At 73.9% G+C, this 15384-nt stretch carries 12 protein-coding genes and 1 tRNA gene; 6 read left to right on the forward strand and 7 right to left on the reverse strand.

Going from position 1 to position 15384, the window contains the following annotated elements; translation table 11 throughout:
* Positions 1-24 precede the first annotated feature (24 nt).
* The 4 genes from MT994_RS05025 to MT994_RS05040 form a co-directional block, all read right to left on the reverse strand.
* Positions 25-3750, reverse strand: coding sequence for a DUF4132 domain-containing protein (locus MT994_RS05025; protein ID WP_354805381.1), 3726 nt, complete (start codon positions 3748-3750; stop codon positions 25-27).
* A gap of 142 nt (positions 3751-3892) precedes the next feature.
* A tRNA-Val gene (locus tag MT994_RS05030) sits at positions 3893-3966 on the reverse strand.
* Between the two features lie 69 nt (positions 3967-4035).
* Positions 4036-4533 (reverse strand): peroxiredoxin, encoded by a 498-nt coding sequence (locus MT994_RS05035; RefSeq protein WP_021483100.1) that lies wholly within the window; start codon positions 4531-4533, stop codon positions 4036-4038.
* Positions 4517-4930 (reverse strand): DUF3052 domain-containing protein, encoded by a 414-nt coding sequence (locus MT994_RS05040; protein WP_031316633.1) that lies wholly within the window; start codon positions 4928-4930, stop codon positions 4517-4519. Before MT994_RS05040 ends, MT994_RS05035 begins: the two co-directional genes overlap by 17 nt.
* Before the next feature lie 431 nt (positions 4931-5361).
* Here MT994_RS05040 and aceE point away from each other — a divergent pair, with 431 nt between their 5' ends.
* Positions 5362-8124, forward strand: a complete 2763-nt coding sequence (gene aceE / locus MT994_RS05045; RefSeq protein WP_354805382.1) for a pyruvate dehydrogenase (acetyl-transferring), homodimeric type — start codon at positions 5362-5364, stop codon at positions 8122-8124.
* 85 nt (positions 8125-8209) lie between these two features.
* On the opposite strand, the gene MT994_RS05050 is transcribed toward aceE, so the two are convergent.
* Positions 8210-8896 (reverse strand): hypothetical protein, encoded by a 687-nt coding sequence (locus tag MT994_RS05050; protein ID WP_194520866.1) that lies wholly within the window; start codon positions 8894-8896, stop codon positions 8210-8212.
* Between the two features lie 197 nt (positions 8897-9093).
* On the opposite strand from MT994_RS05050, the gene MT994_RS05055 reads away from it, so the two are divergent.
* The 5 genes from MT994_RS05055 (at position 9094) to MT994_RS05075 (ending at position 14091) form a co-directional block, all read left to right on the forward strand.
* Complete coding sequence (locus tag MT994_RS05055) at positions 9094-10215, forward strand: PucR family transcriptional regulator (RefSeq protein WP_228087650.1); 1122 nt, start codon at positions 9094-9096, stop codon at positions 10213-10215.
* Positions 10216-10346: 131 nt separating this feature from the next.
* The gene (locus tag MT994_RS05060) at positions 10347-11333 is read left to right on the forward strand and encodes an ACP S-malonyltransferase (protein WP_175008391.1); all 987 of its coding nucleotides are present in this window, start codon (positions 10347-10349) and stop codon (positions 11331-11333) included.
* Positions 11330-12337 carry a beta-ketoacyl-ACP synthase III gene (locus MT994_RS05065; RefSeq protein ID WP_086151081.1) on the forward strand — a complete coding sequence of 336 codons (1008 nt, stop codon included), beginning with the start codon at positions 11330-11332 and terminating at the stop codon, positions 12335-12337. The genes MT994_RS05060 and MT994_RS05065 overlap by 4 nt, the downstream gene beginning before the upstream one ends.
* Before the next feature lie 163 nt (positions 12338-12500).
* The gene (locus tag MT994_RS05070; RefSeq protein ID WP_021482065.1) at positions 12501-12749 is read left to right on the forward strand and encodes an acyl carrier protein; all 249 of its coding nucleotides are present in this window, start codon (positions 12501-12503) and stop codon (positions 12747-12749) included.
* Between the two features lie 97 nt (positions 12750-12846).
* Positions 12847-14091: a beta-ketoacyl-[acyl-carrier-protein] synthase family protein gene (locus MT994_RS05075; protein ID WP_061268620.1), complete on the forward strand. Its 1245-nt coding sequence runs from the start codon at positions 12847-12849 to the stop codon at positions 14089-14091.
* Between the two features lie 112 nt (positions 14092-14203).
* On the opposite strand, the gene MT994_RS05080 is transcribed toward MT994_RS05075, so the two are convergent.
* Both MT994_RS05080 and def read right to left on the reverse strand, forming a co-directional pair.
* Positions 14204-14704 (reverse strand): DUF3145 domain-containing protein, encoded by a 501-nt coding sequence (locus MT994_RS05080; protein WP_354805384.1) that lies wholly within the window; start codon positions 14702-14704, stop codon positions 14204-14206.
* Between the two features lie 168 nt (positions 14705-14872).
* Positions 14873-15358: a peptide deformylase gene (gene def / locus MT994_RS05085; protein WP_021481144.1), complete on the reverse strand. Its 486-nt coding sequence runs from the start codon at positions 15356-15358 to the stop codon at positions 14873-14875.
* Positions 15359-15384 lie beyond the last annotated feature (26 nt).

Below are 15384 nucleotides of genomic sequence, written 5' to 3' on the forward strand. Positions count from 1 at the left end.
CCGCTCACGGGAGCGTCCGGCGGGTCACCACTGGCTCTTCCGCTCCCAGTCGGGGTCGAACGAACCCGCCTCGGCCACCGCCACATAGTCCCGGTAGGCCTCCGCGACGAGGACGGGCGGCAGGTCCGCGATCCGCGCGGTCCCCCGTCCGGAGCCGCGGCCCGTCCGCTCGAACGTCAGCGCCGTCACCGCGGCCGGGATGTTCTCCTCCGGGACGAACGACCCCGTGAACTCGATCTGCACGACGATCCCCGCGCTCGTGAACGCCTTGGTGTACGCACTGAACCACCCGGCGTCCTCGGCCTGCGAGCGGGAGTAGCCCCGCTTCGTGGCGCGCCCGCGGATCGAGAAGCTGTCGGAGAACCAGCCCTTGTGGTCGTCGATCGCGGTCGCGCCCGCGGGGACGTCGGGCGTCGCGACGTCGAGCTGCGCGAAGAGCGGGGTGACCTCGTAGTCCGCCAGGTGCGCCGTCCAGGCCGCCGTCGCCTCCGGGCCGAGCAGGACGGCGTGCGCGAGCCCGACCGTGGACTCTGCCCCGAGCTCCACGTCCTCGTCGTCGGCGTCGACGAGCGCGCCGCCGTCGGGCCGGAACGGGCGGGCACCCTCCGTCCCGGGGTTCTCGACCCAGACGAGCCGCTCGACGAGGCGCGACATCACGGGGTGACCGAGGAGGTACTCCTGCCACTCCGACGCCGTCCACGTGCGGCCCACGCACATCGCCTCGTAGAGCCGCTGGGTCTGCAGGGCGACGACGGCCTTGAGCTCCTTGCGACTCGCGGTGAGCTGCTTCTTGGCGGCCGCGACGAGCTCGGGGTCGTCCTGCGCCCGGGGCGCCGGGAGCGCCTTGACCACCTTCCCGGCGTCGCTCGTGAGCTCGAGCGTGAACGCGGGGGTGATGCGCCCGACGTACTCCCGGGAGCCGAGGTCGAGGTGGAGCAGCCCGTCGTCCTCGAAGCCCGCGGTCTGGACGGTGCGGTCGGCGAGCTGGTCCGCCGTCCAGCCGCGCCGCTCCGCGAGCTCGCCCGCGAGCCGCTGCGCGGTCTCCTGGACCGTCGCCTGGCGGAACCGCCGCGAGACGGCGAGGAGCTCCTGGATCGCGGCCGGCTGCCCGTTCGCCGCGAGCGCGTGCACGAGCACCTCGGTCTGCGCGCGACGCCCGACGTGCGCCTTCGCGTAGCGCTGGAACGTCGCGGCGAGCTCGGCGCCCGGCATCGCGACGGTCAGCGCGAGCAGACCCTTGTCCTTGACCGCCGAGCCGACGTACGTGGCCTGGTGCTCGCGGTACAGGTCGCGGTGGTGGTCCTCGAGCGTCTTGGACGCCTCGACCGAGTAGTGCTCGGGCGAACGCTTGGCCCATGCCTGGTACTGGTCGTACCGCAGCTGGGCACCGGCCGTCGCGTAGGCGTCGCTCTCCTGCGGCGAGGGGTTGCGCGTGTCCTGCGCGACCCAGGCCGCGAGCACGTGGCTGCCGAGCCGGGCGCGGTCCTCCTCCTGGAGCAGCGACAGGTACCGCTCCAGCAGCCCGGCACCGCTCGGGTCCTTGAGCTTGACCGCGAGCACGACCCACCAGCGCAGGACCGTCGGGTCCACCGGCGAGCCGTCCGCCGCCCAGCGGGCCGCGGGCAGCGCGTCGAGGTCGAACCACGCCATGCTGACCGGCTTCTTCGCGCGCAGGCCCTTGGTCGCCTCCGCGAGCAGCGCCTCGGGCGCGAGGTCGGCCGAGATGTCCTCGCCCAGCGCCTCGAGCGCCGTGAGGAGCGCGGCGCGCACGACCTCGCTGCGCTCCTTGCCGAGCGCGGCGCGCAGCGCAGGCACCGCGTCGACGTCGCCGAGCCGGGCGAGCCACTCCACCGCGCTGCGGCGCACCTCGGACCGGCCGTTGCCCAGGCCCTGCTCGGCCAGCCCGCGCACCCCGGGGTGTGTGCTCAGGGCCGCCTGCGCCGTCGCGCGATAGGTGCGGCCCTCACCCAGCGCGAGCTCGGTCAGGCGCGGCAGGAACCGGCGCGGGACCTGCGGCGGCTGTGCGAGCACCGCGAGCGCCCGGGCCGGCTTGGCGTTGCCGTACGTGCGCTCGCGGTCGTCGAGCGCGGCGGCGAGCCGGTCGAGGTGCCCCGCGTAGTACGGCCACGCGTGCTCGGGCGTCACCGTGTCGGTCGCCCACCAGGTCGAGAAGTACAGCTCGTCGACCAGCTCACCGGCGTCGTCGCGTCCGACGCGCCGCAGCGCCTCGTCGAGGACGCGCAGGTCGACGTCGAGCAGGTCGCCCTCGTGGAGCCGGTACCAGCCGAACCGCTCGCTGCGCCCGCGTCCCTCGTTCCCCTGCAGCCGCAGCCGGTGCAGGAGCGTGATGCCGGGGAGGCGCGAGAAGACGCCCGGCGCGGACAGCCGGCGCATGACGACGCCGCCGGGGCGCCGGGTGCTCGTCCCGGACAGGAACGCCGCGAAGGCCCGGAGGTCCTCGTCGGTGATGCCGGGCAGCTCCTTGAGGTCCTGCTCGACGGTCAGGCGGCGCCACCGCGGCCACCCGTCGTCCTTCTTCCCTGCGTGCGCCGCGTGGTCGGCGCGGGCGCGTTCGAGGGCGGTGTCGATCGCGGCCCGCGCGGCCCGCACGAACTCGTCGCCGAGCACCGTCTCCGGCAGCGGCTCGAAGGGCGGCACGTCGATCTCGGGCTCGTCCTCCTGCGCGGCGTCGAGCACACGCGCTCGCTCGACGGTGTCGCGCAGCAGCGTCGCCCGGGCGCCCGTCGACCGCTCGGCCGCCTCCTCCAGGGCGACCAGACCGCCGTCGACCTGGGCGAGGCGCGTCACCACGGCGCCGAGCCGCGAGGCCGGGAGCGACGTGAGCAGAGGGGCGAGGAGCTCGCGCTGGCGCGCCGCGGGAAGCGGGACGAGCGCGGCGACCGCCGCCTCGCGCACCGCCTTGCTCGTGTCCGCGGCGAGCACGGCGAGCAGCGGGGCGAGCGTCTCGGTCGCCGCCGGGTCCGCCGCGACGAGCGCCACGAGCTCACCGCGTCCCGCGGCGCTCACCCCCGGCAGGACCTGCGTCGCGACGTCCAGGTGCGCGACGACGAACTCCCGCGCCGGGTCGCCGAGCAGCGCCGGGCCCAGGTGCCGCGACGCCCAGCCTGCCGACGCCGGCCGCTCGAACAGCTCGCGCAGCACCACCGCCGGCGCGTCCGCCTCCGGCACGCCGCCCTCGACCGCGAGGGCCACGAGCAGGTCCGGCGTCCAGCGGTCGGGCGCGCCCTTGCCCTTCTGCCCGTGCCGGCGTTCGTTCGCGCGCCGCGACATGTCGTTGACGAGCGTCGTGAGCCAGCGCGGGTCCGACGCCCGCTCGCGGTCCACCTCGGACGAGACCGCGCTGAGGACGCGGCCGAGGCGCACGAGCTCCGGGACGGTGACGGAGTCCGAGAGCGTGTAGAGGTTGGAGCGCGCGGTGACCGCCTTCGCCGACGTCCACCCCGGCACGGCGGCCTTCAGCCGGTCGTCCTGGGCGGGGGTCGTCCAGGAGTAGACCCCGGACTGACCCGGACGGCCGAGGAGGGCCTCGACGTCGCCGCCCCGCAGCGCCTCCAGCTCGAGCAGGACCTCCGGTCCCTCGCCCCGGTGCACGTACGCGACCGCACGGTCCTCGAGCTCCGGCGACGCGACGGCGAGCACCTTCAGGGCGTCGACGAGCCGAGCGCTCGGGCGGTCGCCTCCTGTCTGCCCCTCGTCACGCCGGAACAGACCCTTGACCTTCTCGAGCACCCTCTACCTCACCGTCACGTCGTCGCTGCTGGTGGGCCCGATGCTAGGGGCGGCCGCCGACACGGCGCGCTGCCCTTGCACGGGCGGCGGGTGCCACGTCGCAGCACGGCACGACCGTGACTGGCGGGAAGGGAGTGGTGGGTGGGCCCGGAGGGACTCGAACCCCCGACATCCACGGTGTAAGCGTGGCGCTCTAACCAGCTGAGCTACAGGCCCTGGAACGGCGGAGCACAGCCTACCGGGTCGGCACCCCGCCACCTGCCACGACCGCCCGGCTCCCAGGGCTCAGAGCTGCTCCAGCGCCCGTCGGTAACCGTCGAGGTCGCGGCGCTGCCCGCGCGGGTTGACGACCGACCACCGGACGATCCCGTCGGCGTCGAGCAGGAACGAGCCACGCAGCGCGAGGCCGTTGTCCTCGTCGAGGACGCCGTAGGCCCGTGCGACGTCCCCGTGCGGCCAGAAGTCGGAGAGCAGGTCGAACTCGAAGCCCTCCTGCGCCGTCCACGCCTTCTGCGCGAACACCGAGTCGCACGAGATGCCGAGCAGGGTGACGCCGGCCGCCTCGAACTCCTCGAGGTTGTCGCGCAGCTCGCACAGCTCGCCCGTGCAGATCCCCGAGAACGCGAAGGGGTAGAACACGAGGAGCACCGGCCCACCCTGCAGGTCCGCGAGGTGGACGGGCGTGCCGTGGGTGTCCGGCAGCGTGAAGTCGGGCGCCGGGTCGCCCGGACCGGGCGGCGTCGTGCGCCCGGTCGTCGCGGCGTCGTCAGCGACCGCGGCCACGGGTCCCGAGCTTCGTCGCGGACCAGTCGGGCGCGATGGCGAACGTGCTCGTCGCGTGCAGCCCGGCCGTGGTCGCGGCCTCCTGGATGTCGTTGTGGCCCACGTGGCCCGGCCGGCCGGGCTTCGGGGTGAGCACCCAGATGAGGCCGCCGTCGTCGAGCACGGTCTGGACGTCCACGAGCAGGTCGGTGAGGTCGCCGTCGTCCTGGCGGAACCACACGACCACGCCGTCCGTGACGTCGTCGTAGTCCTCGTCGACGAGCTCGCCGCCGACGAGCTCCTCGAGCTCCCCGCGCAGGTCGTCGTCGACGTCGTCCGCCCAGCCGAACTCCTGGACCACGTTGCCGGGCGCGAACCCCAGTCGGTCCGCCCCGCTGGGCCCTACGGTGTCGGTCACTGTCGTGTCGTTCCTTTCCTCGTCCTGTCCGTGCGGTGGGCCGTCGCGCGCGCCCGGGCGGGCGCCCGCGCGCACGACGACCTGCCGTGTCTGGCAAAGGTAGCCCACCGCAGGGTGCGGTGCTTGGCAAGGCACCGCCCACGGACGGCCGTCCCGCGGGTCGTCGGCCGTGGTCGTGCACCGCCGGGCGGCCGCACGACGGCGGCGCGCACGCCGTCCGGCCCGTGTCGCCGAAATCACGCCCTCTTGACCACCCGATGGTGTGACTTACGCGCGCGTTGTGAACACAATGGGTAGACCACCCTGGTCTCGTGAAGAGGCGCGGTCGCCACCAGCGGCCGCGGCCGCGTGCCCGGAGTGGGCCCGAGACGGGTGTCGGCCGTGTACCGCGCGGCCGAGCGCCCGGCATCCGACGAGATATGAGGTTGCTGGTGGCTTCGTACGACGAGACCGGACCGCTGATCAACGGTCTGCTCAGCCAGGTTCCGGACTTCGACCCCGCCGAGACCGGCGAGTGGGTCGAGGCCCTCGACGGCCTGATCGACGACCGCGGGGGCCCGCGCGCCCGCTACGTCCTGCTGAACCTGCTCAAGAGGGCCCGGGAGCGCAACGTCGCCGTCCCGACCTCCCTGACCACCCCCTACGTGAACACCATCGGTGTGCACGAGGAGCCCTACTTCCCCGGCGACGAGGCGCTGGAGCGCCGCTACCGCTCGTGGATCCGCTGGAACGCCGCCGTCATGGTGACGCGGGCGCAGCGGCCCGGCATCGGCGTCGGCGGCCACATCTCCTCCTACGCGTCGGTGGCGACGCTGTACGAGGTGGGCCTGAACCACTTCTTCCGCGGCAAGGACCACCCCGGCGGCGGCGACCAGGTGTACTTCCAGGGCCACGCCTCCCCCGGCGTGTACGCGCGCGCCTTCCTCGAGGGCCGCCTCTCCGCGGACCAGCTCGACGGGTTCCGCCAGGAGAAGTCGCACCCGGGCGGCGGTCTGCCGTCGTACCCGCACCCGCGGCTCATGCCCGACTTCTGGGAGTACCCGACCGTCTCCATGGGTCTCGGCCCGGCGAGCGCGATCTACCAGGCGTGGACGGACAAGTACCTGCACAACCGCGGGATCCGTGACACGGAGCAGCAGGACGTGTGGGCGTTCCTCGGCGACGGCGAGATGGACGAGCCCGAGTCGCGCGGCATGCTCCAGCTCGCGGCGCAGCAGCAGCTCGACAACCTGACGTTCGTCGTGAACTGCAACCTGCAGCGCCTCGACGGCCCGGTGCGCGGCAACGGCAAGATCATCCAGGAGCTCGAGGCGCAGTTCCGCGGTGCGGGCTGGAACGTCATCAAGGTCATCTGGGGCCGCGAGTGGGACGTCCTGCTCAACGCGGACAAGGACCGCGCCCTGGTCAACCTCATGAACGTCACGCCCGACGGCGACTACCAGACGTACCGTGCGGAGTCCGGCGCGTTCATCCGCGAGCACTTCTTCGGCCGCGACCCGCGGACGAAGGCGCTCGTCGAGAACATGACCGACGACGACATCTGGAACCTCAAGCGCGGCGGCCACGACTACCGCAAGATCTACGCGGCCTACGCGGCGGCGCGCGCCCACACGGGCCAGCCGACCGTGATCCTCGCGCACACGGTCAAGGGCTACGCGCTCGGGCCGTCGTTCGCGGGCCGCAACGCGACGCACCAGATGAAGAAGGTCGGCCTGGCCGACCTCAAGGCGCTGCGCGACTCCCTGCGCATCCCGATCACGGACGAGGAGCTCGACGCCAACCCGTACGAGCCCCCGTACTTCCACCCGGGCCCCGACGCGCCGGAGATCCAGTACCTGCTGAACCGTCGCCAGCAGCTCGGCGGGTTCGTGCCCGAGCGCCGCTCGTCGCCGAAGCCGATCACCCTGCCCGGCGACAAGTCCTACGAGATCCTCAAGAAGGGCTCGGGGCAGCAGGAGATCGCCACGACGATGGCGTTCGTCCGCCTGCTCAAGGACCTCATCAAGGACAAGGAGTTCGGCAAGCGTGTCGTGCCGATCATCCCCGACGAGGCCCGCACGTTCGGCCTGGACTCGATCTTCCCGTCGGCGAAGATCTTCAACACCCAGGGCCAGCACTACCTCGCCGTGGACCGTGAGCTCATGCTGAGCTACAAGGAGTCCGAGGCCGGGCAGATCATGCACACCGGCATCAACGAGGCGGGCTCCGCGGCCGCCTTCCAGTCGGTCGGCACGTCCTACGCCACGCAGGGCGAGATCATGGTGCCGTTCTACATCTTCTACTCGATGTTCGGCTTCCAGCGCACCGGCGACCAGTTCTGGGCGGCGGGTGACCAGCTCACGCGCGGCTTCATCATCGGCGCGACCGCGGGCCGCACCACGCTCACGGGCGAGGGCCTGCAGCACGCCGACGGCCACTCGCCGCTCCTCGCGGGCACGAACACCGCGATCGTCCAGTACGACCCGGCGTTCGGCTACGAGATCCGGCACATCGTGCGCGACGGCATCGAGCGCATGTTCGGTCCCGGCGAGCACGGCGTGGGCGCGGACGGCCGCGACCAGAACGTCATGTACTACCTCACGGTGTACAACGAGCCGATGGTCCAGCCGGCCGAGCCGGAGGACGTGGACGTCGAGGGCATCCTCAAGGGCATCCACCGCATCTCCGTGGGCGAGGGCGACGGGCCGCGCGCCCAGATCCTCGCGTCGGGCGTCGGCGTGCCGTGGGCGCTCGAGGCGCAGCAGCTCCTGCAGGAGGACTGGGGCGTCGCGGCGGACGTGTGGAGCGTGACGAGCTGGAACGAGCTGCGGCGCGACGCGCTCGCCGCCGACCAGGCCGCGTTCCTCGACCCGGCCGCGCCCGCGCGCGTCCCGTTCGTCACGGAGAAGCTCTCCGGTGCCGAGGGGCCGTTCGTCGCGACGAGCGACTACGACCACCTGGTCCCCGACCAGATCCGCAAGTGGGTCCCGGGCGACTACGAGGTGCTCGGCGCCGACGGCTTCGGGTTCTCGGACACGCGCGCTGCGGCCCGCCGGCACTTCAAGATCGACGGCCCGTCCGTCGTCGTGCGCACGCTCCAGGCGCTCGCCAAGCAGGGCAAGGTCCCCGCGGACGCGTCGGCCCGCGCGATCGAGAAGTACCGCCTGATGGACGTCACCGCCGGCACGTCCGGCAACGCGGGCGGCGAGGCCTGACGCTCACCGCCTGAGACGACGACGGCCGGTCACCCCGCGGGGTGACCGGCCGTCGTCGTCTCCGGAAGCTGCCGGGCGCCGCGGGTCAGGTCCCGGCGCGGTGCTGCTCGGCCTGCGCGACGGCGCGCTCGAGGTCCGCGCGCAGAGGCGCGACGCCCCGGGGGTCGCCGTACTCGACGAGCGACTCGAGGTGGTGGCGGGCGTCGAGGGGCCGGTCGGCCTCGATGGCCGCGAGGACGAGCTGGCGCCCGACCTCGGCCTCGTGCTCGCGGGCGCGCCAGTGGCCGACGCCGAGGCCCAGCGCCTCGACCGGCAGTCCCGCCGTGCGCAGCACCTCCATGGACTGCGCGAGCGCGTGCCCCGAGGGGTCGCGCTCCGCGGCCGTCGCGAAGCGGCGCAGGGCCGCCTCCGGGTCGTCGTCGAGGGAGAGGCGGCCGAGCTCCACGAGCGGGTACCACCCGCGCGGGTGCCCGGCGAGCTCCTCGGCGAGCGCCCAGACCGCAAGGTCGGCGGCGCGCTGCTTCTCCGTCTCGTCCGCCGGGGCGGCGAGCGGGTCGTCCGTGGCCGGTCCCTCCGCGGCGCGACGACGGACCAGCTCCGCGAGCGCGCGGAAGGCCCGCTCGTCGTTCGGGTCGTCGACGAGCATCGCCCGCAGCGCGTCCTCGTGGACCGTGTCGCCACGCTTCTCCCCGGACCGTGGGCGGCGCGTGCCGACGGTCGACGCGGACGTCGGCCGACGCATGAGCTGTCGAAGTCGGGGCATGAGTGCCATTCCCCGACCCTAGCGGGTCGTCCGGGTGCTCACCCAGCGACCCGGTCCCCCGGCGACCCCGGGCCCGCCGTGGCACGCGCTTTGTGGACTGTCCACAACCCCGGCCGTATGCTCGGCGCGTGACGGCCACCCCCAGGACCCCGGCGACCGCGTCGGCCCCGACCGGCCCGGCCGGCAACGCGGACAACCTCCAGCGCCTGCGCGACGGCAGCGGCCTGCTCATGTCCGCCGCGCTGCGCCGGCTCGACGACGAGATCCGCTGGTACCGCGAGCTCCCGGCCGAGGACCGCTCCTACGTGGGTCTCGTCGCGCAGTCCGGCATCACGGCGTTCGTCACGTGGTACGCGGACCCGCAGGCCCCGCCGCACGGCGTGAGCGACATCTTCGCCGCGGCCCCGCCCGAGCTCACGCGCTCGATCTCGCTCCAGAACACTCTCCAGCTCGTCCGCATCGTCGTCGAGGTCGTCGAGGCGTACTCGGACCAGCTCGCGGCGCCGGGCGGCGAGCGCGACCTGCGCGAGGCCGTGCTGCGCTACTCCCGGGAGGTGGCGTTCTCCGCGGCCGAGGTCTACGCCCGCGCCGCGGAGGTCCGCGGCGCGTGGGACGCGCGCCTGGAGGCCCTCGTCGTCGACGCGCTCATCCGCGGCGACGGCGACGACTCGCTGCGGTCGCGCGTCTCGGCGCTCGGCTGGGGCGGCCACGGCTCGACGCTCGTCATGGCGGGCACGATCGCCGCGACGCTCGACGAGGTCCGGACGGCGGAGCTGCGCCGGGCGACGCGCCGCGCGGCGGGCGACGCGCTCGTGGGCATCCACGGCGACCGCCTCGTCCTCGTGCTCGGCGGCGAGGGCGACCTCCAGGCCGCCGCGGCGTCGCTCCTGCCCCGCTTCGGCCCCGGCCCGGTCGTCATCGGGCCGACGGTCCCCGGGCTGGAGGAGGCCGCGCGCTCGGCGCAGGCCGCGCTCGCGGGGCTGCGGGCCGCGCCCGCGTGGCCGCAGGCCCCGCGCCCGGTGCTCGCCGACGACCTGCTCCCGGAGCGCGTCCTCACCGGCGACACCACGGCGCGACGCACGCTCGTCGCCCAGGCCTACCGCCCGCTCGCCGAGGCGACGGGCTCGGTGCTCGAGACGCTGTCCGCCTACCTCGGCACGGGCCGGTCGCTCGAGGCGGCGGCCCGGTCCCTGTACGTCCACCCCAACACCGTGCGCTACCGCCTGCGCAAGGTCTCGGAGATCACCGGCTGGGACCCGCTGGACGCCCGCGAGTCGTTCGTGCTGCAGGTCGCGCTCGCGCTCGGGCAGCTCTCGACGGTCCGCTGAGGAGCCGGGCGCGCCCGACGTCCCGCGGGCTCCGCGCCCGCGGCGCCTTGTAGGTTCGGCACAACCACCCTCCGCAAGGTTGGTGCGCGTCGTGACGTGGCGCACGGCCCTCGCGTTGGCACAGTTGACGGGTGCTCGCCGTCTTGTGCCCTGGACAGGGCTCCCAGTCCCCCGGAATGCTCGCCCCCTGGCTCGAGCTGCCCGGCGTCGCCGACCAGGTCTCCGCGTTCGGCGAGGCCGCGGGCCTCGACCTGCGCGCGCACGGGACGGAGTCGGACGCCGACACGATCCGTGACACGGCCGTCGCGCAGCCGCTCATCGTCGCGTCGTCGCTCGTCGCGCTCCGCGTGATCCTCGACGGGCGCGACACCGCCGACGTCGTCGACGTGACGGCCGGGCACTCGGTCGGCGAGCTCGCCGCCGCGGCCGTCGCGGGGGCGCTGACGGACACCGGCGCCGTCGGGCTCGTCGCGCACCGCGCCCGCGCCATGGCCGCGGCCGCCGCCGCGACCCCCACCGGCATGAGCGCCGTCGTCGGGGGCGACCCGGAGGAGGTCCTCGCCGCGATCGAGGCGGCCCACCTGTGGCCCGCGAACGTCAACGGCGGTGGGCAGGTCGTCGCCGCCGGTGCCCTCGACCACCTCGCCGCCCTCGCGGAGAACCCGCCGGCGAAGGCGCGCGTCATCCCGCTCCAGGTCGCGGGCGCCTTCCACACGCCCTTCATGCAGCCGGCGCTCGAGGAGTTCGAGCCGGTCGCCGCGTCGTGGGACGTCACCGACCCGCGCCTGCCGTTCCTCTCGAACGCGGACGGCGAGTCCTACGGGACCATCGACATCGAGGGCAGCACGTACGGCAAGGCCCGCGACGTGGTCCGCCGCCTCACCGCGCAGATCGCGGCGCCCGTGCGCTGGGACCTGTGCCAGGAGACCCTCGCGGAGCTCGGCGTCACCGCGCTGCTCGAGCTCGCGCCCGGAGGCGTCCTCACGGGTCTCGCCCGCCGCTCGCTCAAGGGCGTCGAGGCCGTGGCCGTGAAGTCGCCCGACGACGTCGAGGCGGCCCGCGACCTCGTCGCCCGGCACTCGGTGGCGGCCGGCGCGGCCCCGGGCGTCGACGCGTGAGCGGCGCGACCCTGCGCCAGGCCACCGGGCCGGCGCACTCGCGCATCCTCGCGATCGGCGGGGTGCGCGGCGAGAACGTCGTCACGAACGACGACATCGCCGGGCCCATCGACTCCTCCGACGAGTGGATCCGGCAGCGCACCGGGATCGTCACGCGGCGTCGTGCGGGCGCCGACGTCGACGTCCTGGACCTCTCCGAGGCCGCGGCGCGCGACGCGCTCGCCCGGGCTGGCCTGCAGGGTGGCGACGTCGACGCGGTGATCGTCTCCACGGTCACGTACTTCCACCAGACCCCCGCCGCCGCGGCGGTGCTCGCCGAGCGCCTCGGCGCGACGCCCGCCGCCGCGTTCGACGTCTCCGCCGCGTGCGCGGGCTACGCCTACGCCATCGCGCAGGCCGACGCCCTCGTGCGCGCCGGCATCGCGACGCACGTGCTCGTGGTCGGCGCGGAGAAGATGAGCGACTTCATCGACCCGACCGACCGCTCGATCTCGTTCCTCCTCGGCGACGGCGCCGGCGCCGCGATCGTCGGGCCGTCCGACACCCCGGGCATCGGCCCGACGGTGTGGGGCTCCGACGGCGGCAAGGCGCAGGCGATCCGCCAGACGCACGCGTGGTCGGACCTGCGCGAGGACCCCTCGCTCGGGTGGCCCACGCTGCGCCAGGACGGTCAGAGCGTGTTCAAGTGGGCCGCGTTCCAGATGGCCCCCGTCGCCGCCAAGGCGATGGCCGAGGCCGGGGTCGCCCCGGCCGACATCGGCGCGTTCGTACCGCACCAGGCGAACATGCGGATCATCGACCAGATGATCAAGCAGCTCGAGCTCCCCGCGTCCGTCGCGGTCGCCCGGGACATCGCGGAGACCGGCAACACGTCGGCCGCCTCGATCCCCCTCGCGACCCGGCGCCTGCTCGACGAGGGGCAGGTCCGCTCCGGCGACCTCGCCCTCCAGATCGGGTTCGGCGCCGGGCTCGTCTACGCGGCGCAGGTGGTCGTGCTGCCGTAGGGGAGAATCACCCTGGACGGACGGCCGCCCTCCCCGCGGGGAGGACCCACGCCGTCGGCGGACCCGTCCGTCGCGCGCACCGTCTGACGAAGTACCGCCCGGCACACCCACCGGGCACCGCCACCGGGACCGGTCGCCGCCGGCCCCACGACAAGGAGAAACCATGGCCTACACCGAGCAGGAAGTCCTCGCCGGCCTCGCGGAGATCGTCGCCGAGGAGACGGGTCTGCCGACCGACGCCGTCGCGCTCGAGAAGTCCTTCACCGACGACCTCGACATCGACTCGCTGTCGATGATGACGATCGTCACCCACGCCGAGGACAAGTTCGGGGTCCGCATCCCGGACGACGAGGTCAAGAACCTCACGACGGTCGGCGACGCCGTGTCCTTCATCACGGGCGCCCAGGCCTGAGCACGCCCCGCCTGCCTCGCAGGCCTGCGGGCGGGCCGGCGTCACCCACGCCGGCCCGCCCGTCCTCCCGCCCCCGCCGCAACCCCCGAGGAGCACCATGTCTGCCGCTACTGAAGTCGTCGTCACCGGCCTCGGCGCCACCACGCCGCTCGGCGGCGACGTGCCCTCCACCTGGGCCGCGGCACTGGCCGGCGAGTCCGGCGCGCGCACGCTCGAGAACGACTGGGCGGAGCGCTACGAGATCCCGGTGACGTTCGCCGCGACGATCAAGGTCGACCCGGCCGAGGTCCTCGCGCGCCCCGAGATCAAGCGCATGGACCCCTCCACGCAGTACGCGATCATCGCCGCGCGTGAGGCGTGGGCGGACGCGGGCAGCCCCGAGGTCGACGGCGACCGGCTCGGCACGGTCGTGTCGTCCGGCATCGGCGGCATCTGGACCACGCTCGACGGCTGGGACACGCTGCGGGAGCGCGGCGCGCGCCGCATGCTGCCCATGACAGTGCCCATGCTCATGCCGAACTCCCCCACCGCGTACGTCTCGCTCGAGCTCGGCGCCCGGGCGGGCGCCCACGCTCTCGTCTCCGCGTGCGCGTCCGGTGCCGAGGCGATCGGCTACGGCGTCGACATGATCCGCGCGGGCCGCGCGGACGTCGTCGTCGCCGGCGGCACCGAGGCCACGATCCACCCCATGCCGATGGCGGCCTTCGCCGCCTCGCGCACGCTCTCGCTGCGCAACGACGACCCCCAGGGCGCGTCGCGCCCGTACGACGTCGACCGCGACGGCTTCGTCATCGGCGAGGGCTCGGGCGTCGTCGTCCTCGAGAGCGCCGAGCACGCCGCGGCCCGCGGCGCCCGCGTCTACGCGCGGCTCGCCGGCGTCGGGCTGTCCTCCGACGCCTACCACATCACCTCTCCCGACCCGGAGGGTCGGGGCCAGGTCGCGGCGATGCGCCGTGCGCTCGAGGAGGCCGGTGTCACCGGGCGGGACGTCGTGCACGTCAACGCGCACGCGACCTCGACCAAGGTGGGCGACCTCACCGAGACCCGCTCCATCCGCTCGCTCCTGGGCGACGACGCCGACCACGTGCTGCTCTCGGCCACCAAGTCGATGACCGGACACCTCCTCGGTGGTGCCGGCGCGCTCGAGTCGATCTTCACGATCAAGGCCGTCGCGGAGCGCCTCGCTCCCCCGACGATCAACGTGACGAACCCCGACCCGGAGCTCCAGGTGCCGCTCGTGCGCGACACGCCCGCGCCGCTGCCGAGCGGCGACGTCGTCGCGATCAACAACTCGTTCGGCTTCGGGGGCCACAACGTCGCCCTCGCCGTGGCCAGCGTCTGACCGCACGCCACGACGACGCGAAGGGCGCCTCCCGGATCTCCAGGAGGCGCCCTTCGCCGTCCCTGCGGACGGGCGTTCGTGGGCAGTCGCTGCCGACAGGCGTGCGCGAGCGTCAGCCGACGCGGTGCAGCCAGCGCACCGGCGCTCCCGCGCCGGCGTAGCGGAACGGCTCGAGCTCGTCGTCCCAGGCCTTGCCGAGCGCGAGGTGGAGGGCGTCGCGCATGGCCCAGGGCTCGCTCACCTGATCGAGCGCGGCCCGGATCCGGTCCTCGGGCACGACGATGTTCCCGTGCACGTCCGTCTGGGCGTAGAAGATGCCGAGGTCGGGCGTGTGGGACCAGCGACCGCCGTCGACGCCGTGGCTGGGCTCCTCGGTCACCTCGTACCGCAGGTGGGACCATCCGCGCAGCGCGGAGGCCAGCCTGGCGCCCGTCCCCTGCGGCCCCTGCCACGAGTACTCGGCCCGGTAGAGGCCGCGCGCGGCGGGCTGCTCGGTCCAGTCGAGCGACACGCGCACGCCGAGGACGTTGCCCGCGGCCCACTCCATGTGCGGGCACAGAGCACGCGGTGCTGAGTGCACGTAAAGAACACCGCGGGTGATGGCACCGGCCATGTCTGCCTCCCTAGGTCGAGGTTTCGTCTTCCCCAACGTCCTCACCCAGGGCGGGTCCACAGCGCTCGCACAGGTGTCGCGGCGTGTCTCGTGCTCATCTTGCACGACATCGCGCGTGCGCGCGAGAGATCGGGCGGGCGTGCCCGGGACCGACCGGGCACAACCCCGTCAGAGGTGCTCGCGCAGCTCGCGCATCGCCTTCTTGCGCACGGAGCGGTCGAGCCGGTCCAGGTAGAGCATGCCGTCGAGGTGGTCGCACTCGTGCTGGAGGCACCGGGCCATGAGCTCGGTCCCCTCGACCACGACCTCGTTGCCGTCGAGGTCGGTGCCGACCACGCGCGCATACCAGGCGCGGCGCGTCGGGTACCAGAGGTCGGGGACGGAGAGGCAGCCCTCGTCGCCGTCCTGGTAGTCGTCGGACAGCTCGACGATGCGCGGGTTGAGCACGTACCCGATCTCGTCGTCGATGTTCCACGAGAACGCCCGGAGGTTGACGCCGATCTGGTTGGCGGCGAGCCCCGCGCGCCCCTCGTGGTCGACCGTCTCGACGAGGTCGGCGACGAGAGAGCGCACCCGGTCGTCGATGGTGGTGATCTCGTCGCAGGGGGTGCGGAGCACGGGGTCCGGGATGGTCCGGATCTCTCTCATCGCCATGGTCACCATTCTTCCATGCGCACGAC

Origin of the sequence: Cellulosimicrobium sp. MI9406, from assembly GCF_040595865.1 — a bacterium.
In the GTDB taxonomy this organism is placed as follows: Bacteria; Actinomycetota; Actinomycetes; order Actinomycetales; family Cellulomonadaceae; genus Cellulosimicrobium; species Cellulosimicrobium funkei.